Origin of the sequence: Buchnera aphidicola (Cinara curtihirsuta), from assembly GCF_900698895.1 — a bacterium.
GTDB lineage: Bacteria > Pseudomonadota > Gammaproteobacteria > Enterobacterales > Enterobacteriaceae > Buchnera_F > Buchnera_F aphidicola_AX.
Genome location: NZ_LR217700.1, coordinates 377,200 through 398,060, shown reverse-complemented (window position 1 = coordinate 398,060; position 20,861 = coordinate 377,200). Strand labels below are relative to the sequence as shown.

Genomic DNA, 20,861 nt, shown 5'->3' with positions numbered 1-20,861 from the left:
TATTGATTTTTTTATATAGTAATATTAAATAATATATTTTTTTAATATAAAAGTTGTATTTTTTTTCTTTTATTTTAAAATATAATAGTGAGTTAAATAATTTTTATATATATCTATTTTTATAATATATTTTTATATAAATAGATAATTAAATCTATATATATTTGATTTAATTAAAATAGTTAGAAGTATAAAATATTTTTATATTTTATGATATAATTTTTTATATTTATATATTTATATTCATTACATTCAGGTTAAATTTTATGGCTAGTAGAGGTGTGAATAAAGTTATTTTAATTGGTTATTTAGGACAGGACCCGGATGTACGTTATATGCCTAATGGTGGAGCAGTAGTCAATATTACTATTGCTACTTCTGATATATGGAAAGATAAGAATACAGGCGAAACAAAAGAAAAAACTGAATGGCATAGAGTAGTTTTATTTGGAAAAATTGCTGAAATTTCAGGTCAATATTTAAAAAAAGGATCTCAAGTTTATATTGAAGGATCTTTGCAAACACGTAAATGGAAAGATCAAAATGGATTAGATCGATATACAACAGAAGTTATTGTTAGTGTTACAGGATCCATGCAAATGTTAGGTTCACGTAATACAAATAATGTATCGAATACATCTATTGATAAAATTCAGAATATATCAAATAATAAAAATAAATCTATTAGAACAAATAAATTATCGAATGATGATATTTCTTCAGAATATAAAAACAAATCTCATTTAGTAGATACAACATCTAAGATTGATTTTGATGATGAAGATATTCCTTTTTAATTATTTATTAATTTTTTTTTATTAATATTACTGTTGTTATTAAATATATTTTAATTTTAATTATCAATTTTTTTATTTTTAATAAATTTTTTTAAAATATTACAAAAAATATTAGGATGTGATAAAAAAGGAGCATGTTTAGCTCCTTTAATGATAACAGAATTGCTATTTTTATGTATATAATTTATTTTATAACATATTTCTCGAGGTACAATTTTATCCAATTCACCATATATTTTAAGTATTGGAATGCTATTTGAGAGCACTTCATTTCTTTGATCAATTTCTGTTAACCACTGATATCCTATTTCAATAGCTTTTTTTTTTGGATTAGGATATTTTTTCAAAAACAAATTATTTATTGATAAATTTTTAATTTTTTTATCAAAAACATGTAATATAATGAATTGTTTTAAAAATTTATTGTAATTAGTAAATATATTTTTTTTTATTGTTTTTAATGTATTTTTTGATACACCTAACCATTCTTTTTGTTTTATAAAATAAGGTGATGAAGTTACATGAACCATAGCAATAGTATAATTGGGATAATTTAAACTCATATAATGAGCAATCAGTCCCCCCATAGACCATCCTAACCATATTACTTTATTTTTTATTTTTTTTAATAAATAATTAGATATTTCTTTAAAATTCATAACTGAACAATTAACGCTTTTTCCAAATCCCGGTAAATCAATTACATGTAATGTAAAAGATAGTTTTAATATTGGAATAATTTTACTCCAAGCAATAGAGTGTATACCCCATCCATGAAAAAAAACTATATTTATTTCCCCTTTTCCTATAATAGACCAATGTATTTTTTTTTTCATTTGATTTATAAATTTTTTATTATTAATTAATTTTTTAACAATAATTTAATTAATAAAAATTTTGTATATTATTATGATTGTATTAATATAAATATGTTTATTTATATTATTATACAATAACATATTATAAAGGATAATTCTGTGATTACAATTTCTGATTTAGCTGAAAAATATATTGTTAAATTATTATCTAAAAAAAAAAGTAATACAAATATTAGAATTTTTGTTAACTCTCCAGGTACTATGTACGCCGAATGTGGCATGTCTTATTGCGATCATCAAGATATTGATGATATAAATGATGAAGTAATATCTTTTAGTAAATTTAATATTTATATTTCTAAATTTATGCTTCCATTTTTAAAAAATACTATCATAGATATAATAGAAAATGATTTAGGTACACAAATTACTTTAAAAGCTCCTTATGCAAAAATATTAAAAAAATCAAAAAAATTTTCTCAGTTAGAATTTAATGTAAAAAGATTTTTATCTACTAAAATTAATCCAAAGCTTTTATTACATGGTGGTTCAGTTATTTTAATTGGAATTAGTAATACTGGTATAGCAATTATAAAATTTTCTGGAGGATGTAATGGATGTTCTATGATAGATCAAACTTTAAAAATAGGAATAGAAAAAAGATTAATTAAACATTTTCCTGAAATATCTGGTGTAAGTGATATTACTAATCATGTTTCTGGTAAACATTCATATTATTAATTATTAATAAAAATAAATAAATTTAATGAATGAAATAATAATTACATTGATATTATTATATTGATTTTTTTTGGTGAGAAAGGGATTCGAACCCTTGATACTTTTTAAAATATACACGCTTTCCAGGCATGCTCCTTAAACCTCTCAGACATCTCACCTGTATAATATAATATTAATTATTTATCATATTAAAAAGTGTTTTTAAAATCAAGTTTTTTATTATATTATATAATTTTATATTGATAATTTTTATATTTTATTTTTTTAAATTTTTATTTTAGTTATTAAAATTTTACTTTTTTAGTAAAAATATAATTATATTTAATAGTTATTAATAATTTTAGAAGGTATGTATGAATAAAGATAAAAAAAAAAATATTTTTTTAGTTGGTCCAATGGGAGCTGGAAAAAGTACTATCGGTCGTGGTTTATCTAAATTGTTAAATATGCAATTTTATGATTCTGATATTGAAATCGAAAAAAGAACTGGTGCAGATATAGATTGGGTTTTTGAGGTAGAAGGTGAATCAGAATTTCGTATACGTGAAGAAAAAATTATTAATGAATTAACTAATAAAAAAGGTATAATATTAGCTACAGGAGGGGGGTCAATATTATCATCTAAATCAAGGGATTTTTTATTTTCTAGAGGTACTGTTGTATATTTACGAGCAACTGTTAATGAACAATTCAATAGAACTAAAATTGATAAAAAAAGACCTTTGTTGTCTAACAATAATAATAAAAATAAAAAAATATTACATGATTTGTTTCAAATACGTGATCCTTTATACAAAAATATTTCTCATATTATTATTGATACTTATAATAAAAAAGTAAAATCAATTATATCTGATATTATATATTATATACGCACGAGTAATTTGTTAAATTAATTTAATGATTTTAATTTTTTTAAATTAAATAAGAGTTTATATTATGATAGATAAAGTACATGTAAATTTAAATTTTAATAGTTATGATATATATATTGGTAGTCAATTGTTAAAAGATGAATCTATATCATCTTTTTTTTTAAGTAATAAAAATAGTGTCATAATTATAAATGAAAATGTATATAATATTATTTTAAAAAATAAATTAAAAACTAATTTTTATAATTATATTAAAGATATAAAATTTTTTTTAATTAAAGATGGGGAGAATTTTAAAAATTTTAAAACTGTTGAAAAAATAATATCCTTTTTATTAAAAAAATCATATGGTCGTAATTTATCATTAATAGCTTTAGGTGGTGGAGTTGTTGGTGATATTACAGGTTTTGTTGCATCAATATATCAAAGAGGAGTTAATTTTTTTCAGATTCCCACTACTTTATTAGCTCAAGTTGATGCTTCTATAGGAGGAAAAACTGGTATTAATCATTCTTTAGGAAAGAATATGATTGGTTCATTTTGGCAACCTAAAGGTGTATTAATTGATATTGATTTTCTTTTAACTTTACCTAAAAAACATATTATTTCAGGTATAGCTGAAATTATTAAATATGCAATTATTTTTGATTATAATTTTTTTATATGGTTAGAAAAAAATTTATTAAAAATATTAAATTTATATGAAAATGAACTTTTATTTTGTATAAAAAAATGTTGTGAATTAAAAGTACGAATTGTTGAAAATGATGAAAAAGAAAATAGTTCACGAGCTTTTTTGAATTTAGGACATAGTTTTGCTCACGCTATTGAAACTTATACAGGTTATGGAAAATGGTTACATGGTGATGCTGTTTCAGTTGGTATTATAATGGCATCATACTTATCTTTTCAGTTAAATATTTTAAAAGAAGATGATTTATTTAGAATAATAAAAATTTTTCATAACATTGGTTTACCAATAATAGGACCTAAAAATATGAAACCAAATGACTATCTTTTTTTAATGTTGCGAGATAAAAAAGTATTAAATGGAATTATTCGTTTAATTTTACCTGTTACTATAGGTAAAGTAAAAATTTTTTCTTCTATAGATCAAAACTTTCTTTTAAAGTCTATTAAAAAATTTCAAAAAAAATATATTTTTTAAAAATTTAATTAAGTTATTTATTGTATATTTATAATTATTTATAATTTTATTTTTATAAATATTTTTCATTAAAAATTATATATTAACTGTTATAATATAGGAAATGTATGAAAAATTTTTTAATTGTTCCGTCAATTTTATCTGCAAATTTTTGTAATTTAGAAAATGATATACGAAAAGTTTTACATGCTGGTTGTAATCTTATTCATTTTGATGTTATGGATAATCATTATGTTCCTAATCTTACTATGGGTCCTATAATATTACAGTCTATAAAAAATAATAAAATTCCAGTTCAAATTGACGTGCATTTAATGGCTTCTCCGGTAGATTCTTTAATTTCCTTATTCTATAATTTAAATGTAAAATTTATTACTATTCACCCTGAAACTACTAATCATTTAGATAAAACTATACGAATCATTAAAAATATTGGTTGTGGAGTTGGAATTGCTTTAAATCCTGCGACTTCTTTAAATTTTTTAGATTATGTAATTGATGAATTAGATTTAATATTAGTAATGGCGGTTAATCCTGGTTTTGGAGGACAGTGTTTTTTAAAACATATTTTAAAAAAAATTAAATATATACGTTATTTAATTAATAAAAAAAAAAGAAATATTTTATTATCGGTAGATGGAGGGATTAATTTATCAAATTTTTCAAGCGTTATACATTCAGGTGCTGATATTTTAGTAATTGGATCAGCTATTTTTCATTCTAATGATTGTGTACAAGCTATAGAAGATTTTAAAAATATTTTAATTTGATTTTATAGTTTATATAAATATGTATGCTATACATTTTTAAAAAATATTTTTTAAGGATTTTTTTATATATGTTAGATTTTAAAAAAAAAGACATTATGTTTACAGGTATTCAACCAACTGGTTTACCTACTTTAGGTAATTATTGCGGAACTATGTATAGATGGAAAAATATTCAGAAAGATTATCAATGCTTTTTTTGTATTGCTGATTTACATTCATTAACTACTCTTAAACAAGATAATACAAAAGATTTTTTTTCTAGTAATATTTTGGATATGGTAGCTTTATATTTATCATGTGGTGTAGATCCTAATAATAGTGTAATTTTTTTACAATCTCATGTATATACACATAGTCAATTATATTGGATTTTGAGTAATTTTGTTTATTTTGGTGAATTATCTCGTATGACACAATTTAAGAAAAGATTATTATATAATAATACACAAATTAATTTGTCTTTATTTTCTTATCCTGTTTTAATGGCTGCTGATATTTTATTATATAATACTAATTTTGTTTCTGTTGGTTTGGATCAAAAACAACATATAGAACTAGTAAGAAAAATTGCTCTTCGTTTTAATTCTATATATGATAATATTTTTATTATACCAGATATTTTAATAGAATCAATAGGATCTAAAATTATGGCTTTACAAAATCCTAAAAAAAAAATGTCTAAATCAGATATAAATGTAAATAATACAATTTTTTTATTAGATAAAATAGATGTTATATATTTAAAAATAAAACAATCATTAACGGATTCTGATAACCCATCTCAAATTATATTTGATCCTGAAAAAAAACCAGGTATTTCTAATTTGTTATCAATTTTTTCATCTTTAACAGATACTAATATTTCTATTCTAGAAAAGAGATTTAAATTTTATCAATATTCTAGCTTTAAAAAAATATTATCAGATGTTATTTGTGATACAATTTTTAAGATACAGAAATCATATTTTTATTTTAGAAAAAATGAAGATTATTTAATTGATATTTTAAAGTTTGGAAAAAAGACTGCATTGAATTATAGTAAAAATAATTTAAAGAAAATTTTTAGTGTATTAAATTTAATATAATTAATAAAATAATACTTTAAAAAAAATAGTAATTTTTTTTAAATAAAAAAAATTTATATTTTTTAAATATAATTTCATTGTTTTTATAAATGTATATTTATATCATTAATTTTAATTAATTATTAAAAATTAAATGTTTATAGTTATATGTATAATATGTTTTATTTTTTTATATAAATCCGATTAATAATGGTATTAATATGAACTTTATTCTTTTTGTAACTGGCCCACCTTATGGAACTCAGAACTCTATAACTGCTTTTTTATTTGTTAAATCTATTCTTTTTTTAAATCACCATATAAAAAAAATTTTTTTTTATTCTTCAGGTGTGTATAACGCTAACATTATGATTTCTCCTCCTATAAATGAGTTTAATATATTAAAAGGATGGATAAATCTAAAAGAAAAATATAATTTAAAATTATGTATTTGTCCTAGTTCTGCATATAGACGAGGAATATTATTAAACAAGTCTATTATTAAGTCTAAATATATTCAAGAAATTTATTCATCTTCATTTAACTTAACTAGTTTAAGTGAATTATCTTATTCTATAAATAATTGTGATCGTATTATACAATTTTAATTTTAAATAAAAGTTTAATCTAATGAAATCTATTGCTTTTGTTTTTTCTAAAGCCCCGCATGGAAATAGTATTAGTAGAGAAGGATTAGATTTTATTTTATCCTTTTCCTTATTTAGTAACAAAATTTCTTTATTTTTTATTGATGATGGTGTATTTCAATTAATGTTACATCAAAAACCAAGTTTAATTAAATTACATAATTATTCTCTTTCTTTTAAAATTTTATCATTATATGATATAAAAGATTTTTTTTTTGTAAAAATTCTGCTTATCAGAGAGGTTTAAAAGATAATGATAAATTTTTATTACCAGTAAAATTTTTAAATAGTTTTTATATTCAAAAAAAAATTAATAAATTTGATTTTATTTTTAAGTGGTGATAATAAAAAATTTATGTTACATATTTTATTAAATTCTCCGTATGATATATCTATGTCATCTTTGTTTTCATTTAGTTCTGCGTGTGATGATTTAATTTGTCTTCAGGATGGCGTAATATTAGGAGTTATAGATAATATTTTTTTAGAAAAATTTTATAAAAATTTTAATTTAATTTATTTTTTAGAAAATGATTTATCCGCTAGAGGTTTTTTAAAATTAGCTAAAAAAAATCAATTAATTATGATTAACTATTGTAGTTTTGTATTATTAACATTAAGTCATAATAGAAACATGACTTGGTAATTATTTTAAAAGGTAAAATTAATACAATATATATTGAATGATTTTTATTATACTACTTTATTCGGTATAATATTTTTAATAATTTTAATATATAAAAATAGAGTATTAAGGAGAATATATGTCTACTATTAATCAACTAGTACGTACTCCAAGAGTACGAAAATTAGTAAAAAGTAATGTTCCTGCTTTATCTGGTTGTCCTCAAAAAAGAGGAGTATGTACCAGAGTATATACTACAACACCTAAAAAACCAAATTCTGCATTGAGAAAAGTTTGTCGTGTTCGATTAACTAATGGTTATGAAGTAACAGCTTATATTGGAGGAGAAGGTCATAATTTACAGGAACATTCAGTTATTTTAATACGTGGAGGACGAGTAAAAGATTTACCTGGTGTACGATATCATGTAGTTAGAGGTTCGTTAGATTGTTCGGGTGTTAAGGATCGAAAAAAAGGTAGATCTAAATATGGTGTTAAAAAATTAAAAACATAGATATTTTAAAGGAGTGTATATATGCCACGTCGTCACATAATAGGACAGCGTAAAATTTTACCAGATCCTAAATTTTCTTCAGATTTATTAGCTAAATTTATTAATATATTAATGGTTAATGGTAAAAAGTCTATTGCTGAAGAAATTGTTTATTCAGCACTATCAACTTTATCTAAAAAAATGAATAAAAAAGAATTAGATATTTTTATATCAGCATTAGATAATGTAAAGCCACTTGTAGAAGTAAAATCACGTCGTGTTGGAGGGTCTACTTATCAGGTTCCAGTAGAAGTTCGTCCAGTAAGAAGGAATGCTTTAGCAATGAGATGGATTGTAGAAGCTGCTCGTAAACGTACAGATAAGTCTATGTCAATACGATTAACTAATGAATTAGCAGATGCTATAGAAAATAAAGGTTCAGCTGTACGTAAACGTGAAGAGGTTCATAAAATGGCTGATGCAAATAAAGCATTTGCACATTATCGTTGGTAATTTTATTTATAAAAATATTTTTATATATATAAATATGTAAAATTATTTTATTATAGATCTTATATTAATAAGAGGATTTTTATGGTACGTATAACACCTGTTACTCAATATCGAAATATTGGTATTAGTGCACATATTGATGCAGGTAAAACAACTACGACTGAACGTATATTGTTTTATACTGGCATTAATCATAAAATTGGAGAAGTTCATGATGGCGCAGCTACTATGGACTGGATGGTTCAAGAGCAAGAAAGAGGGATTACAATAACTTCCGCAGCAACGACTACTTTTTGGTCAGGAATGGCTAATCAATTTTTACCACATCGAATTAATATTATTGATACCCCAGGTCATGTTGATTTTACAATTGAAGTAGAAAGATCAATGAGAATATTAGATGGAGTAGTAATGATTTACTGCGCTGTTGGAGGGGTTCAACCCCAATCAGAGACGGTATGGAGACAGGCAAATAAATATAAAGTACCAAGAATTGCTTTTATAAATAAAATGGATAGAATGGGAGCGGATTTTTTTAAAGTTGTTAATCAAATTCATACACGTTTACATACTATAGCTGTCCCAATCCAGTTATCTATTGGTTCTGAAGAAAATTTTTTAGGTATTGTTGATTTAGTAAAAATGAAAGCAATAAAATGGTCTCAAAAAGATCAGGGTATAACATTTAAATATTATGAGATTCCAAAAGAGTTATTACCTATTTCTAAAAAATGGCATATAAATTTAGTAGAAATTGCAGCTGAAGCAGATGATGATTTAATGGAAAAATATTTGCAAGATGAAGATTTAAAAGAACAAGATATTAAAATAGGATTGAGAAAAAGAGCATTAAACAATGAAATTACTTTGATAACTTGTGGATCTGCATTTAAAAATAAGGGTGTACAAGCTTTATTAGATGCTATCATTGAATATTTACCTTCTCCTAAAGATATTGATGAAACTAAAAATTTTATAAAAGATAAAAAAAATACTACTTTATTTAGAAGTTCTGATGATAAACAACCTTTTTCTGCTCTTGCATTTAAAATTGCATCTGATGCTTTTGTTGGAAACTTAACTTTTTTTCGTGTTTATTCAGGTGTTGTTCGGTCGGGGGATGTAGTACTAAATTCTGTAAAATCACATACTGAAAGATTTGGTAGAATTGTGCAAATGCATGCGAATAAACGTGAAGAAATAAAAGAAGTTAGAGCTGGAGATATTGCTGCTGCAATTGGTTTAAAAAATGTTACTACTGGTGATACATTATGTGATGTAAATCACCCAATTGTTCTAGAAAAAATGGATTTTCCCGAACCAGTTATTTCTATTGCTGTTGAACCTAAAACCAAAGCTGATCAGGAAAAAATGGGTTTAGCTTTAAATAGATTAGCTAAAGAAGATCCTTCATTTAAAGTATGGACGGATAATGAATCTAATCAAACAATTATAGCTGGTATGGGAGAGTTACATTTGGAAATTATTGTTGACCGAATGAAGCGTGAATTTAATGTTGATGCTAATATAGGTAAACCACAAGTTGCTTATCGTGAGACGATTTTAAATAAGGTAATAGATATTGAAGGTAAACATATTAAACAATCTGGAGGTAGAGGACAATATGGGCATGTTGTAATTGATATTTTTCCTTTGAAACCAGATGAATCAGGTTATTCTTTTATTAATGACATTAAAGGTGGAGTTATACCAGGGGAATATATTTCTTCTATTGATAAAGGTATTCAGGAGCAATTAAAATCAGGTCCTTTAGCTGGATATCCTGTTGTTGATATTGGAATACGACTACATGATGGGTCATATCATGATGTTGATTCTTCAGAACTTGCTTTTAAATTAGCTGCTTCATATGCATTTAAATCGGCATTTAAACAAGCAAATCCAATTTTATTAGAACCTATTATGCAAGTTGAAGTAGAGACACCTGAAGAATATATGGGTGATGTAATTGGTGATATTAATCGTCGCCGAGGAATTATTGAAGGTATGGTTGATGATTTAATAGGCGGAAAAAATATTAAAGCATATGTTCCTTTATCAGAAATGTTTGGGTACGCTACTGATTTAAGGTCTCAAACTCAAGGAAGAGCCTCTTATTCTATGGAATTTATCAAGTATACAGAAGCTCCTAGTTCAATTTGTGATACTATTATCTCTAAGAGAAAATGTTAATAATATTTTTTTATATATTTTTATTTTTTAAAGAATAAGTTTATTAATAAAGGAAAAAATAATGTCTAAAGAAAAATTTAATCGTTCCAAACCTCATATTAATGTTGGAACTATTGGTCACGTAGATCATGGAAAAACTACTTTAACAGCAGCTATAACTACTGTTTTATCAAAAAGATTTGGTGGTAAGGCCTGCGCTTTTGAACAAATTGATAATGCTCCAGAAGAAAAAGCTAGAGGTATTACAATTAATACTTCACATGTTGAATACGATACAGAAGTTCGTCACTATGCTCATGTTGATTGTCCTGGACATGCTGATTATATAAAAAATATGATTACTGGTGCAGCTCAAATGGATGGAGCAATTTTAGTAGTAGCAGCTACTGATGGTCCTATGCCTCAAACTAGAGAACATATTTTATTAGGAAGACAAGTAGGAGTTCCGCATATTGTTGTTTTTTTAAATAAATGTGACATGGTTAATGATGAAGAATTATTAGAATTAGTTGAAATGGAGGTTCGTGATTTATTAACGCAATATGATTTTCCAGGAGATGATATTCCTATCATACGCGGTTCAGCTTTAAAAGCATTAGAAGGAGATAAAGTTTGGGAAGATAAAATTATTGAGTTAGCAAATTACTTAGATCAATATATTCCTATACCAGTTAGAGCTATTGATGAACCGTTTTTATTACCAATCGAAGATGTTTTTTCTATTTCTGGTCGTGGTACTGTTGTAACAGGTCGTATTGAACGTGGAATTATTAAAGTTGGTGAAGAAATTGAAATTGTTGGAATTAAACCTACCACTAAAACGATATGTACTGGTGTAGAAATGTTTCGTAAATTGCTAGATGAAGGTCGCGCAGGAGAAAATGTTGGTATTTTATTACGGGGAACAAAAAGGGATGATATTGAACGCGGTCAGGTTTTATCTAAACCAGGAACTATTCATCCTCATTTAAAATTTGAATCTGAAGTTTATGTTTTATCGAAAGATGAAGGTGGAAGACACACTCCTTTCTTTAAAGGTTATCGCCCTCAGTTCTATTTTAGAACAACCGATGTTACTGGTTCTATTGAACTTCCTGATAATGTTGAAATGGTCATGCCTGGAGATAATATAAAAATGGTAGTAACATTAATACATCCTATTGCTATGGCTGAAGGATTACGTTTTGCGATTCGAGAAGGTGGTAGAACAGTTGGAGCTGGTGTAGTTGCAAAAGTAATTGCATAATATTAATATAAATTTTATTATATATCAATATTTTGACATTTTTGTCAAGAATAGAGTATTTCTCTTTTCTTGACACTTAATATAAATATTACACAGTATTTTTTTAAATAAGCAATAATAATTATTTATAAAATTATTATATAAAAATATTTAATTTATTATTTTTTTTGAAAAATAAATTATTATTTATATAATTTTGTTAATTAAATTAAATTGATAAAATAGAATTTACTTAAATAAGGAGTTCTGTATTTATGCCCGGTCAGAGAATTCGTATTCGTTTAAAAGCTTTTGATTATCGTTTAATTGATCAATCTACAGCAGAAATTGTAGATACAGCAAAACGTACTGGAGCTAAAGTATTAGGACCTATTCCGTTACCTACTCGAAAAGAGAGATTTACTATTTTAGTTTCACCTCATGTAAATAAAGACGCTCGTGATCAATATGAAATTAGAACTCATAAAAGATTAATTGATATTATACAACTTACAGAAAAAACTGTTGATGCATTGATGCGTTTAGATCTTGCTGCGGGAGTTGATGTACAAATTAGCTTGGATTAACATAAAAATATTATATAAAATTGATTTTCAATTAATAAAGGCAAACAGCAATGATAGGTCTAGTTGGTAAAAAATTAGGAATAACACGAATTTTTATGAATGATAGTTCGTCTATTCCTGTAACATTAATTGAGGTACTTGATAATACTATTGTACAAATTAAATCATTGAATAATGATAAATATGAATCTATTCAATTAACTACAGGTATTAAAAAAAAAAATAGTGTTTTAAAACCTGAATTAGGTCATTATATGAAATATAAAATACCTATTGGTAGAGGATTATGGGAATTTAGGTGTAATAATTTATCAAAATTTAAATGTGGTCAAAAAATAACTATAAATTTATTTAATAATATCAAAAAAGTAGATGTAACAGGTATTTCTAAAGGTAAAGGTTTTTCTGGTACAGTAAAACGCTGGAATTTTAGTATGCAAGATGCTACTCACGGGAATTCTTTATCTCATCGTGTTCCTGGTTCTATTGGTCAAAATCAAACACCTGGTCATGTATTTAAAGGTAAAAAAATGCCGGGTCATTTGGGTAACAAACGTATTACAATACAAAATTTATGTATTATAAAAATAGATGATCTTAAAAAAATAATATTTATTAAAGGATCTGTTCCTGGTTGTATTGGAAGTAATATATTAATTAAACCGGCAATTAAGAATAAATAAAGGAAGAGGGGGTAAAAAAAGATGGATTTAATATGTCAAGGTACAGATGAATCATATTGTTTATCTGAACGTATTTTTAATGCTTCTTTTAACGAGTCTCTCGTTCATCAAATTGTAGTTGCATATTTAGCTCGTAAAAGACAAGGAAGTAAAGCTCAGAAAAGTAGATCAGAAGTATCGGGTTCAGGTAAAAAACCTTGGAGACAAAAAGGTACAGGTAGAGCTCGTTCAGGATCTTTAAGAAGTCCTATCTGGAGATCAGGAGGAGTTACCTTTGCAGCAAAACCTAAAAAATATTTTTTAAAAATAAATAAAAAAATGTATAAAGGCGCTATAAAAAGTATTTTTTCAGAATTAATTCGACAAAATCGTTTATTTTTATTTAAAAATTTTTCAATTGAATCTCCTAAAACAAAAATATTATTGAAAAAATTAAAGTTAATGAATTTTATTCGTGCTTTAATTATTACTGATGATATAAATAAAAACTTATTATTTGCATCTAGAAATTTATATTCTATATGTGTTTTGGATGTAAAATCAATTAATCCTGTTAGTTTAATATCATATGAAAATGTATTAATTACTGTTTCAGCAATTAAAAAAATTGAGGTTATGTTTCAATGATTTATACAGAAAAATTATTAAAAGTACTTTTATCACCTCATGTTTCTGAAAAAACATCGGATAATATGAAAAAAAATAATACAGTAGTATTAAAAGTATTAAAAAATTCTACTAAATTTGAGATTAAATCAGCTATTGAAAAATTTTTTCAAGTTCGAGTATATAAAATTAATACTTTGATAGTAAAAGGAAAAAGAAAACGTAAGAAAAGTAAACTATGTAAATCTAATGATTGGAAAAAAGCATATGTGATTTTACAACCTGGTCAAAATTTAGAATTTTTAGGTCATTCAGCATAATAATGATTAAAAGGGGGTTATATGGCAATTATAAAATGTAAACCAACATCTCCTGGTAGACGGCATGTAATAAAGGTAGTGCATTCTAATTTACATAAAGGTCGACCATACGAACCTTTATTACAGAAAAAGATCAAAACCGGCGGAAGAAATAATTATGGTCGTATTACAACACGTCATATTGGTGGTGGGCATAAACAATTATATCGTTGTATTGATTTTAAAAGATATAAAGACAATATTAAAGGTGTAGTTAAAAGAATTGAATATGATCCTAATAGATCCTCAAACATTATTTTAGTATTATATAAAGATGGTAGTAGAAGTTATATTTTAGAACCTAAGGGTATTCAAGTTGGTGATATTATTGAATCTGGAAATTTAGCACCGATCAAAATAGGAAATACTTTACCGTTAAAAAATGTTCCTGTTGGTACTATTATACATAATATTGAAATGAAATCTGGTAAAGGAGGTCAAATTGCTCGATCTGCTGGAAATTATGCTCAATTAATTTCTAAAGAAAATAAATATGTGGTTATACGATTACGTTCTGGAGAATTAAGAAAGATTCACATAGAATGTCGCGCAACTATAGGAGAAGTAGGTAATGCAGAGCATATGTTACGTGTTTTAGGAAAAGCAGGTGCTTCTCGTCGATATGGAATTAGACCTACTGTACGTGGTACTGCAATGAACCCAGTAGATCACCCTCATGGAGGTGGTGAAGGTAGAAATTTCGGTAAACATCCTGTTAGTCCTTGGGGAATGAAAACAAAAGGTAAAAAAACTAGAAAAAATAAAAGAACGGAAAAGTTCATTGTACGTCACAGAAATAAATAATTATATAGGAGAAAAGTATATGCCTCGATCTCTTAAAAAGGGTCCTTTCATTGATGTACATTTGTTAAAAAAGATTCAGAATTCATTAAAAGAAGAAAAGAAAAAAGCAGTTCGTACATGGTCTAGACGTTCTACAATTTTTCCTAATATGATTGGTTTGACAATATTAGTACATAATGGTCGTAAACATATTCCAGTATTTATTACTGAAGAAATGGTTGGTCATAAATTAGGAGAATTTTCTATTACAAGAACTTATAAAGGACATACTGCAGATAAAAAAATTAAAAATACTATTTAAATAACACTATAAAGAAAATAATATGAATATATTAGCTAAATATAATCAAATTCGTTCTTCGGCTCAAAAAATACGTTTAATTGCAAATATTATTCGCGGTAAAAATGCATTATTATCATTACATGTTTTATCAAATTTAAATAAAAAATCAGCTATTTTAGTTAAAAAATTATTAAAGTCAGCTTTATCTAATGCTGAACATAATTATGGTTGTGATGCAAAAATATTAATTATTTCAAAAATTTTTGTTAATAGCGGTAGTAGTATGAAACGTATGATGCCTAGAGCAAAAGGTAGGGCTGATAGAATTTTAAAGAGAACAAGTCATCTTACGATCATTTTATCTGATTCTATTTATTCAAGGGGAAACTAATGGGTCAAAAAGTACATCCTAATGGAATGCGATTAGGTGTTATTAAATCATGGAATTCTTTTTGGTTTGCTGGTAAAAAAGAATTTTCAAATTATATAGATAGTGATTTTAAAGTTCGTAGTTTTATAATGAAAAAACTAACAAAAGCTTCAATATCTAAAGTTGTTATTGAGCGTCTTTCTAAAAGTATTAAATTAACTATATATACAGCAAGACCGGGTATTGTAATTGGAAAAAAAGGAGAAGATGTTGAAAAATTACGTATAGAAATTTCTAAATTAACTAATGTTCCAGCACAAATAAATATTTCTGAAATTCGTAAACCAGAATTGGATGCTAAATTAGTAGCAGATAATATTGCATCTCAGTTAGAAAGAAGAATTATGTTTAGACGAGCTATGAAACGCTCAGTTCAAAATGCTATTCGTCAAGGAGCAAAGGGTATTAAAGTAGAAGTAAGTGGACGTTTAGGGGGGGTAGAAATTGCTCGTAGAGAATGGTATAGAGAAGGAAGGGTTCCTTTACATACATTAAGAGCAGATATTGAATATAATACTTCAGAAGCTCATACTACGTATGGAATAATTGGAGTAAAAGTATGGATTTTTAAAGGTGAAATATTAGATGGAATGGTTTTTGCTCAAAAAAAAGATAAAAAGAAATTTGGTTTAGTGAAAAAAAATTCTCGAAGAAATCGAAAATAAGTTATGGAGGTTTATATATATGTTGCAACCAAAACGTACAAAATTTCGAAAAATGCATAAAGGAAAAAATAGAGGTTTATCTATTGATAATAAAATAAGTTTTGGAATTTATGGTTTAAAAGCTCTTACTAGAGGAAGGTTAACTTCTAGACAAATTGAATCTGCTCGTAGAACTATTACACGTTCTGTAAAACGTCAAGGAAAAATGTGGATTCGTATTTTTCCAGATAAACCTATTACACAAAAACCTTTAGAAGTTCGTATGGGAAAAGGTAAGGGTAATGTAGAATATTGGGTTGCTTTAGTACAACCGGGTAAAATATTATATGAAGTTAATGGTATTTCAGAAAAAGAATCTCGTTTTGCATTTAAACTTGCTTCATCAAAATTACCTATTAAAACTGTTTTTGTATCTAAAACGGTAATGTAACTATGAATATGATAATACAAAAAAATATCTTACAAAAAGATTTAGAAGAAAAATTATTTGAGTTATTAAAAGAACAATTTAATATGCGATTACAATTATCTTCAGGAAAGTTAAAAAAGACACATTTGATACGAAAAGTTAGAAAAGATATTGCGCGTATTAAAACTTTATTAACAGATCGGATAAATAATACATTATGAGCCAGAAAAAAAATGTTTTACAAGGTCGTGTAATTAGTAATAAAATGCAAAAATCTATTATTGTTGTTGTTATTCGTAGAATTAAACATTCTATTTATAGAAAATTTATAAAAAAAAGAACAAAATTATGTGTACATGATGAGAAAAATATTTGTAATATTGGTGATTTGGTTGAGATTTGTGAATATCGACCAATATCTAAAACAAAATCTTGGATTTTATTAAAAATATTAGAAAAATCTATAATTTAAAAATTTTTTATTTTTATAACCGGAAGGCATGATAATTGCATTTATGGTTAAGTTTCATGTCTTCTATTAATTTATTGATAATTAATATTATTATATTTTTTTTTAATATATTATTAAATAAATTTAAAATTTAAGGATTATATAATATGATACAAGTACAAACAATTTTACATGTTGCGGATAATTCTGGCGCTCGTTTAGTTATGTGTATAAAAGTTTTAGGTGGTTCACGACGACGTTATGCTCGTATTGGTGACATAATAAAAGTGGCTGTTAAAGAAGCAATCCCTCGTAGTAAAGTAAAGAAAGGTGATGTTATGAAGGCAGTAATTGTACGTACTAAAAAGGGAATTCGTCGAGTAGACGGGTCTATGATTTGTTTTGATAGCAATGCATGTGTTATTTTAAATGATACTACAGGACAACCTATTGGTACACGTATATTTGGTCCAGTAACACGAGAATTAAGAACAGAATCATTTATGAAAATTATTTCTTTAGCACCAGAGGTTTTATAAAAGGAAATTAATAATGTCTTCTAAAATTCGCTCTAATGATTTAGTTATAGTTTTAACCGGTAAAGATAAAGGGAAAACAGGTTTAGTTAAAAAAATTTATCGTAATAATAATATGGTTATTGTTAGTGGAATTAATATAGTTAAAAAGCATCAAAAATCTGTACCAGAAAAAAAACAGACTGGTGGAATTATTTTGCAAGAAGCGCCTATTCACATTTCTAATTTATCTATTTTTAATAAAAAACTTAATAAAGCAGATAAAGTAGAATTTTTTTGGACTTCAGGAAAAAAAATACGTCGATATAAATCCAATCACGAGTTATTTTAACTTGATATAAAAGGTATATGTATTATGTGTAGATTACGAAGTTTTTATATTACTGATGTTATTCCAAAATTAATGAATAAATTTAATTATTCTACAATAATGGCAGTTCCTAAAATTAAAAAGATTACTTTAAACATGGGTGTAGGAAAGTCTATTACAAATAAAAAAATATTAGATTATGCAATAAATGATTTAACTCAAATTTCTGGTCAAAAACCAGTAATTACAGTTGCTAAAAAATCTATTGCAACCTTTAAAATTCGTAAAGGATACCCGGTAGGATGTAAAGTTACTTTACGAGGAAAGAGGCAATGGGATTTTTTTGATAAATTAATTACTATTGCAATACCACGAATACGTGATTTTAGAGGAATGTCTCGTAAATCATTTGATGGTAGAGGTAATTATAGTTTAGGTATTCGAGAACAAATTATTTTTCCTGAAATTAATTATGAAAAAATTGATTCTATTAGAGGTATGAATATTACTATTACCACTAATGCTCAATCTAATCTAGAAGGTGAATTTTTACTTTCTGCTTTTAACTTTCCTTTTCAAAAATAATATTATAAAGGTAGAATTATATGGCTAAACAATCTATGAAAGCAAGAGAAATTAAAAGAATTAAATTAGCATTAAAATATTATACTATACGATCTCAACTAAAGAATATTATTAAATCTAAATATTCTTCAGATAAAGAACGTTGGGATGCTATGTTAAAATTACAAACATTACCTAGGGATTCTAGTCCTTCCCGACAACGTAATCGTTGTCGACAAACTGGACGTCCTCATGCTTTTTTGCGAAAATTTGGATTAAGTCGTATGAAATTACGTGAATCTGCTATGAGAGGGGAAATACCGGGTTTAACTAAAGCTAGTTGGTAAAAAATTATATTAATTATTTTTTATCTTTAAATAAGGAGCATTATAATGAGCATGCAAGATCCAATATCTGATATGTTAACTTGTATTCGTAATGGCCAAAATTCAAACAAAATTTTTGTTACTGTGCCTTTTTCTAAAATAAAAGAAAATATTATAAGAGTATTAAAATATGAGGGATATATTTATAATTATAAAATAAAGAAAGTTAATAATTTAGAATTAAAGATTTTTTTAAAATATTATAATGGAAAATCTGTTATTGAGCATATTTCTAGAATAAGTCGTCCAAGTTTACGTAAATATTGTAATAAACATAATTTACCTGTAGTAATGAATAATTTAGGCATTGCAATTCTTTCTACTTCGAGAGGAGTTATGACTAATCGTATTGCAAGAGAAAAAGGTTTAGGTGGAGAAATTATATGTTACGTAAATTAATATCATTAATTTATATAAATAGAGGAATTTAAATAATGTCTCGTGTAGCAAAATCACCTATAGTTATTCCAAAAAATGTAACTATTAAATTAGACAATTTAGAAGTTATAATTAGCGGTCCGTTAGGTTTATTAAAACGTGTAATTCACATTTGTGTAAAAATTACAAAAAAAGATAACTATTTATTTTTTTCACATAATCACTTTTCTGAATCATATGGTTGGATGCAGGCGGGCACTTGTCGTTCTTTAATATATATGATGATTATTGGTGTTACCATTGGTTTTAAAAAACAATTAAATTTATTTGGTATTGGTTATCGTGTTATAATAAAAGAAAATAATATTTTAAAATTATATCTAGGCTTTTCACATCCTGTTTTTTATAAACTTCCAAATTCAATAAAAGCAGTTTTATTACCTCAAAACGAAATTATTTTATCTGGAATAGATAAACAACTTGTAGGACAAGTAGCAGCTAATATACGATCTTATCGTATCCCTGAGCCTTATAAAGGAAAAGGTATTCGTTATTTTAATGAAGTAATTCGTATTAAAGAGGCAAAAAAGAAGTAAAATGAAAGGCAAAATAAATAAAAAATATTCTCGTATAAGACGATATACTAAAATAAGAAAAAAAATACAAATTAATTGTTCTTTTCGTTTAGTAGTACATCGCACTTCAAGACATATTTATGCACAAATTATTTCATATAATACATCTGTTATTTCTGTATGTGCATCTACATTAGAATTTAAAAAATTAAAAATACAAAATATATATACAGGTAATAAAGTATCCGCTAAATTAATAGGACAGTTGATTGCTAAAAGAGCTTTGAAGAAAGGTATAAAAATAGTTTCATTTGATCGTTCTGGTTTTAAATATCATGGTAGAGTAAAAGAATTAGCTGAATCTGCACGTATATCCGGTTTAGTTTTTTAATAAAAAAGGATAGTATATATGAATTTTGATAAAAAATTATCTATAGATTTAAAAGAAAAATTAATTTCTGTAAATAGAGTTTCAAAGACAGTAAAAGGAGGTAGAATTTTTTCTTTTACTGCTTTAACTGTAGTAGGTAATGGTAATGGAAAAGTCGGCTTTGGATATGGGAAAGCAAAGGAAGTGCCGGCAGCTATTCAAAAAGCTATGGAAAAAGCACGAAAAAATATGATTATTATTCCACTATTTCAGAAAACTATACAACACTCTGTATATGGTTCACATACAGGTTCTAAGATATTTATGAAACCAGCATCGGAAGGTACTGGTATTATTGCTGGAGGTGCAATGAGATCGATATTAGAAGTAGTTGGTATTCATAATATTTTAGCTAAAATATATGGGTCTACTAATCCGATTAATGTAGTTCGAGCAACTATAGATGGTTTGAAAAAAATTAGATCACCGAAAATGATTGCTAAAAAATTAGGTAAATCTATTACTAACTTTTAAAT

General features: G+C 25.4%; 32 protein-coding genes, 1 tRNA gene and 1 pseudogene. 32 read left to right on the top strand and 2 right to left on the bottom strand.

The window, feature by feature from the left end:
- Positions 1 to 266: 266 nt before the first annotated feature.
- Positions 267 to 797, top strand: a complete 531-nt coding sequence (gene ssb, locus BUCICURT3053_RS01840; protein ID WP_154061308.1) for a single-stranded DNA-binding protein — start codon at positions 267 to 269, stop codon at positions 795 to 797.
- A 56-nt stretch (positions 798 to 853) separates the two neighbouring features.
- Here the strand turns inward: ssb and BUCICURT3053_RS01835 are convergent, their stop codons facing one another.
- Entirely contained in the window at positions 854 to 1,633 is a 780-nt protein-coding gene (locus BUCICURT3053_RS01835) for an alpha/beta fold hydrolase (protein ID WP_154061307.1), read from the bottom strand.
- 141 nt (positions 1,634 to 1,774) lie between these two features.
- Between BUCICURT3053_RS01835 and BUCICURT3053_RS01830 the strand changes: the two genes are divergently transcribed.
- Positions 1,775 to 2,356 (top strand): NfuA family Fe-S biogenesis protein, encoded by a 582-nt coding sequence (locus BUCICURT3053_RS01830; protein WP_154061306.1) that lies wholly within the window; start codon positions 1,775 to 1,777, stop codon positions 2,354 to 2,356.
- A 71-nt stretch (positions 2,357 to 2,427) separates the two neighbouring features.
- Here BUCICURT3053_RS01830 and BUCICURT3053_RS01825 read toward each other — a convergent pair.
- Positions 2,428 to 2,514: transfer RNA gene (locus BUCICURT3053_RS01825), tRNA-Ser, on the bottom strand.
- A 195-nt stretch (positions 2,515 to 2,709) separates the two neighbouring features.
- On the opposite strand from BUCICURT3053_RS01825, the gene aroK reads away from it, so the two are divergent.
- The 30 genes and pseudogenes from aroK to rpsE all read left to right on the top strand — a co-directional run bounded on the left by aroK (position 2,710) and on the right by rpsE (position 20,859).
- Complete coding sequence (gene aroK / locus BUCICURT3053_RS01820) at positions 2,710 to 3,252, top strand: shikimate kinase AroK (protein WP_154061305.1); 543 nt, start codon at positions 2,710 to 2,712, stop codon at positions 3,250 to 3,252.
- A gap of 43 nt (positions 3,253 to 3,295) precedes the next feature.
- A complete protein-coding gene (gene aroB, locus BUCICURT3053_RS01815) occupies positions 3,296 to 4,399 on the top strand; it encodes a 3-dehydroquinate synthase (protein WP_154061304.1) in 1,104 nt (367 codons plus the stop codon).
- A gap of 107 nt (positions 4,400 to 4,506) precedes the next feature.
- Positions 4,507 to 5,169 carry a ribulose-phosphate 3-epimerase gene (rpe, locus tag BUCICURT3053_RS01810; RefSeq protein ID WP_154061303.1) on the top strand — a complete coding sequence of 221 codons (663 nt, stop codon included), beginning with the start codon at positions 4,507 to 4,509 and terminating at the stop codon, positions 5,167 to 5,169.
- A 68-nt stretch (positions 5,170 to 5,237) separates the two neighbouring features.
- Positions 5,238 to 6,254 carry a tryptophan--tRNA ligase gene (gene trpS / locus BUCICURT3053_RS01805; RefSeq protein WP_154061302.1) on the top strand — a complete coding sequence of 339 codons (1,017 nt, stop codon included), beginning with the start codon at positions 5,238 to 5,240 and terminating at the stop codon, positions 6,252 to 6,254.
- Positions 6,255 to 6,454: 200 nt separating this feature from the next.
- Positions 6,455 to 6,841: a sulfurtransferase complex subunit TusD gene (tusD, locus tag BUCICURT3053_RS01800; protein ID WP_154061301.1), complete on the top strand. Its 387-nt coding sequence runs from the start codon at positions 6,455 to 6,457 to the stop codon at positions 6,839 to 6,841.
- A 22-nt stretch (positions 6,842 to 6,863) separates the two neighbouring features.
- Positions 6,864 to 7,222, top strand: a pseudogene (gene tusC / locus BUCICURT3053_RS01795) (sulfurtransferase complex subunit TusC).
- A gap of 13 nt (positions 7,223 to 7,235) precedes the next feature.
- Complete coding sequence (gene tusB / locus BUCICURT3053_RS01790) at positions 7,236 to 7,526, top strand: sulfurtransferase complex subunit TusB (RefSeq protein ID WP_154061300.1); 291 nt, start codon at positions 7,236 to 7,238, stop codon at positions 7,524 to 7,526.
- 118 nt (positions 7,527 to 7,644) lie between these two features.
- On the top strand, positions 7,645 to 8,019 hold the full coding sequence (gene rpsL, locus BUCICURT3053_RS01785; protein WP_154029388.1) for a 30S ribosomal protein S12: 375 nt from the start codon (positions 7,645 to 7,647) through the stop codon (positions 8,017 to 8,019).
- 21 nt (positions 8,020 to 8,040) lie between these two features.
- Positions 8,041 to 8,511 carry a 30S ribosomal protein S7 gene (gene rpsG / locus BUCICURT3053_RS01780; RefSeq protein WP_154061299.1) on the top strand — a complete coding sequence of 157 codons (471 nt, stop codon included), beginning with the start codon at positions 8,041 to 8,043 and terminating at the stop codon, positions 8,509 to 8,511.
- 81 nt (positions 8,512 to 8,592) lie between these two features.
- A complete protein-coding gene (fusA, locus tag BUCICURT3053_RS01775) occupies positions 8,593 to 10,704 on the top strand; it encodes an elongation factor G (protein WP_154061298.1) in 2,112 nt (703 codons plus the stop codon).
- 61 nt (positions 10,705 to 10,765) lie between these two features.
- Entirely contained in the window at positions 10,766 to 11,950 is a 1,185-nt protein-coding gene (gene tuf, locus BUCICURT3053_RS01770; RefSeq protein ID WP_154061297.1) for an elongation factor Tu, read from the top strand.
- Positions 11,951 to 12,204: 254 nt separating this feature from the next.
- Positions 12,205 to 12,516 (top strand): 30S ribosomal protein S10, encoded by a 312-nt coding sequence (rpsJ, locus tag BUCICURT3053_RS01765; RefSeq protein ID WP_154061296.1) that lies wholly within the window; start codon positions 12,205 to 12,207, stop codon positions 12,514 to 12,516.
- Between the two features lie 50 nt (positions 12,517 to 12,566).
- Positions 12,567 to 13,199, top strand: a complete 633-nt coding sequence (gene rplC, locus BUCICURT3053_RS01760; protein WP_154061295.1) for a 50S ribosomal protein L3 — start codon at positions 12,567 to 12,569, stop codon at positions 13,197 to 13,199.
- A gap of 21 nt (positions 13,200 to 13,220) precedes the next feature.
- Positions 13,221 to 13,826: a 50S ribosomal protein L4 gene (rplD, locus tag BUCICURT3053_RS01755; protein ID WP_154061294.1), complete on the top strand. Its 606-nt coding sequence runs from the start codon at positions 13,221 to 13,223 to the stop codon at positions 13,824 to 13,826.
- Positions 13,823 to 14,125, top strand: coding sequence for a 50S ribosomal protein L23 (gene rplW / locus BUCICURT3053_RS01750; RefSeq protein WP_154061293.1), 303 nt, complete (start codon positions 13,823 to 13,825; stop codon positions 14,123 to 14,125). Before rplD ends, rplW begins: the two co-directional genes overlap by 4 nt.
- A 21-nt stretch (positions 14,126 to 14,146) precedes the next feature.
- Entirely contained in the window at positions 14,147 to 14,968 is an 822-nt protein-coding gene (gene rplB / locus BUCICURT3053_RS01745) for a 50S ribosomal protein L2 (RefSeq protein WP_154061292.1), read from the top strand.
- A 19-nt stretch (positions 14,969 to 14,987) separates the two neighbouring features.
- Positions 14,988 to 15,269, top strand: coding sequence for a 30S ribosomal protein S19 (gene rpsS, locus BUCICURT3053_RS01740; protein ID WP_154061291.1), 282 nt, complete (start codon positions 14,988 to 14,990; stop codon positions 15,267 to 15,269).
- A gap of 22 nt (positions 15,270 to 15,291) precedes the next feature.
- Positions 15,292 to 15,642: a 50S ribosomal protein L22 gene (gene rplV / locus BUCICURT3053_RS01735; RefSeq protein WP_154061290.1), complete on the top strand. Its 351-nt coding sequence runs from the start codon at positions 15,292 to 15,294 to the stop codon at positions 15,640 to 15,642.
- The gene (rpsC, locus tag BUCICURT3053_RS01730; RefSeq protein ID WP_154061289.1) at positions 15,642 to 16,346 is read left to right on the top strand and encodes a 30S ribosomal protein S3; all 705 of its coding nucleotides are present in this window, start codon (positions 15,642 to 15,644) and stop codon (positions 16,344 to 16,346) included. The genes rplV and rpsC overlap by 1 nt, the downstream gene beginning before the upstream one ends.
- A 19-nt stretch (positions 16,347 to 16,365) precedes the next feature.
- Positions 16,366 to 16,776, top strand: coding sequence for a 50S ribosomal protein L16 (gene rplP / locus BUCICURT3053_RS01725; protein WP_154061288.1), 411 nt, complete (start codon positions 16,366 to 16,368; stop codon positions 16,774 to 16,776).
- Between the two features lie 8 nt (positions 16,777 to 16,784).
- Entirely contained in the window at positions 16,785 to 16,976 is a 192-nt protein-coding gene (gene rpmC, locus BUCICURT3053_RS01720; protein WP_420021835.1) for a 50S ribosomal protein L29, read from the top strand.
- Positions 16,973 to 17,227 carry a 30S ribosomal protein S17 gene (gene rpsQ, locus BUCICURT3053_RS01715; protein WP_154061286.1) on the top strand — a complete coding sequence of 85 codons (255 nt, stop codon included), beginning with the start codon at positions 16,973 to 16,975 and terminating at the stop codon, positions 17,225 to 17,227. The genes rpmC and rpsQ overlap by 4 nt, the downstream gene beginning before the upstream one ends.
- Before the next feature lie 146 nt (positions 17,228 to 17,373).
- Positions 17,374 to 17,745 carry a 50S ribosomal protein L14 gene (gene rplN, locus BUCICURT3053_RS01710; protein WP_154061285.1) on the top strand — a complete coding sequence of 124 codons (372 nt, stop codon included), beginning with the start codon at positions 17,374 to 17,376 and terminating at the stop codon, positions 17,743 to 17,745.
- A 13-nt stretch (positions 17,746 to 17,758) separates the two neighbouring features.
- Positions 17,759 to 18,073, top strand: coding sequence for a 50S ribosomal protein L24 (gene rplX / locus BUCICURT3053_RS01705; RefSeq protein ID WP_154061284.1), 315 nt, complete (start codon positions 17,759 to 17,761; stop codon positions 18,071 to 18,073).
- Positions 18,074 to 18,097: 24 nt separating this feature from the next.
- Entirely contained in the window at positions 18,098 to 18,637 is a 540-nt protein-coding gene (gene rplE, locus BUCICURT3053_RS01700; RefSeq protein ID WP_154061283.1) for a 50S ribosomal protein L5, read from the top strand.
- 20 nt (positions 18,638 to 18,657) lie between these two features.
- Entirely contained in the window at positions 18,658 to 18,963 is a 306-nt protein-coding gene (rpsN, locus tag BUCICURT3053_RS01695) for a 30S ribosomal protein S14 (RefSeq protein WP_154061282.1), read from the top strand.
- Between the two features lie 45 nt (positions 18,964 to 19,008).
- Positions 19,009 to 19,401: a 30S ribosomal protein S8 gene (gene rpsH, locus BUCICURT3053_RS01690; protein ID WP_154061281.1), complete on the top strand. Its 393-nt coding sequence runs from the start codon at positions 19,009 to 19,011 to the stop codon at positions 19,399 to 19,401.
- 35 nt (positions 19,402 to 19,436) lie between these two features.
- Positions 19,437 to 19,976 carry a 50S ribosomal protein L6 gene (rplF, locus tag BUCICURT3053_RS01685; RefSeq protein WP_154061280.1) on the top strand — a complete coding sequence of 180 codons (540 nt, stop codon included), beginning with the start codon at positions 19,437 to 19,439 and terminating at the stop codon, positions 19,974 to 19,976.
- 1 nt (position 19,977) lies between these two features.
- Complete coding sequence (gene rplR, locus BUCICURT3053_RS01680) at positions 19,978 to 20,346, top strand: 50S ribosomal protein L18 (protein WP_154061279.1); 369 nt, start codon at positions 19,978 to 19,980, stop codon at positions 20,344 to 20,346.
- Positions 20,347 to 20,364: 18 nt separating this feature from the next.
- Positions 20,365 to 20,859 (top strand): 30S ribosomal protein S5, encoded by a 495-nt coding sequence (gene rpsE / locus BUCICURT3053_RS01675; RefSeq protein WP_154061278.1) that lies wholly within the window; start codon positions 20,365 to 20,367, stop codon positions 20,857 to 20,859.
- Positions 20,860 to 20,861: the final 2 nt, after the last annotated feature.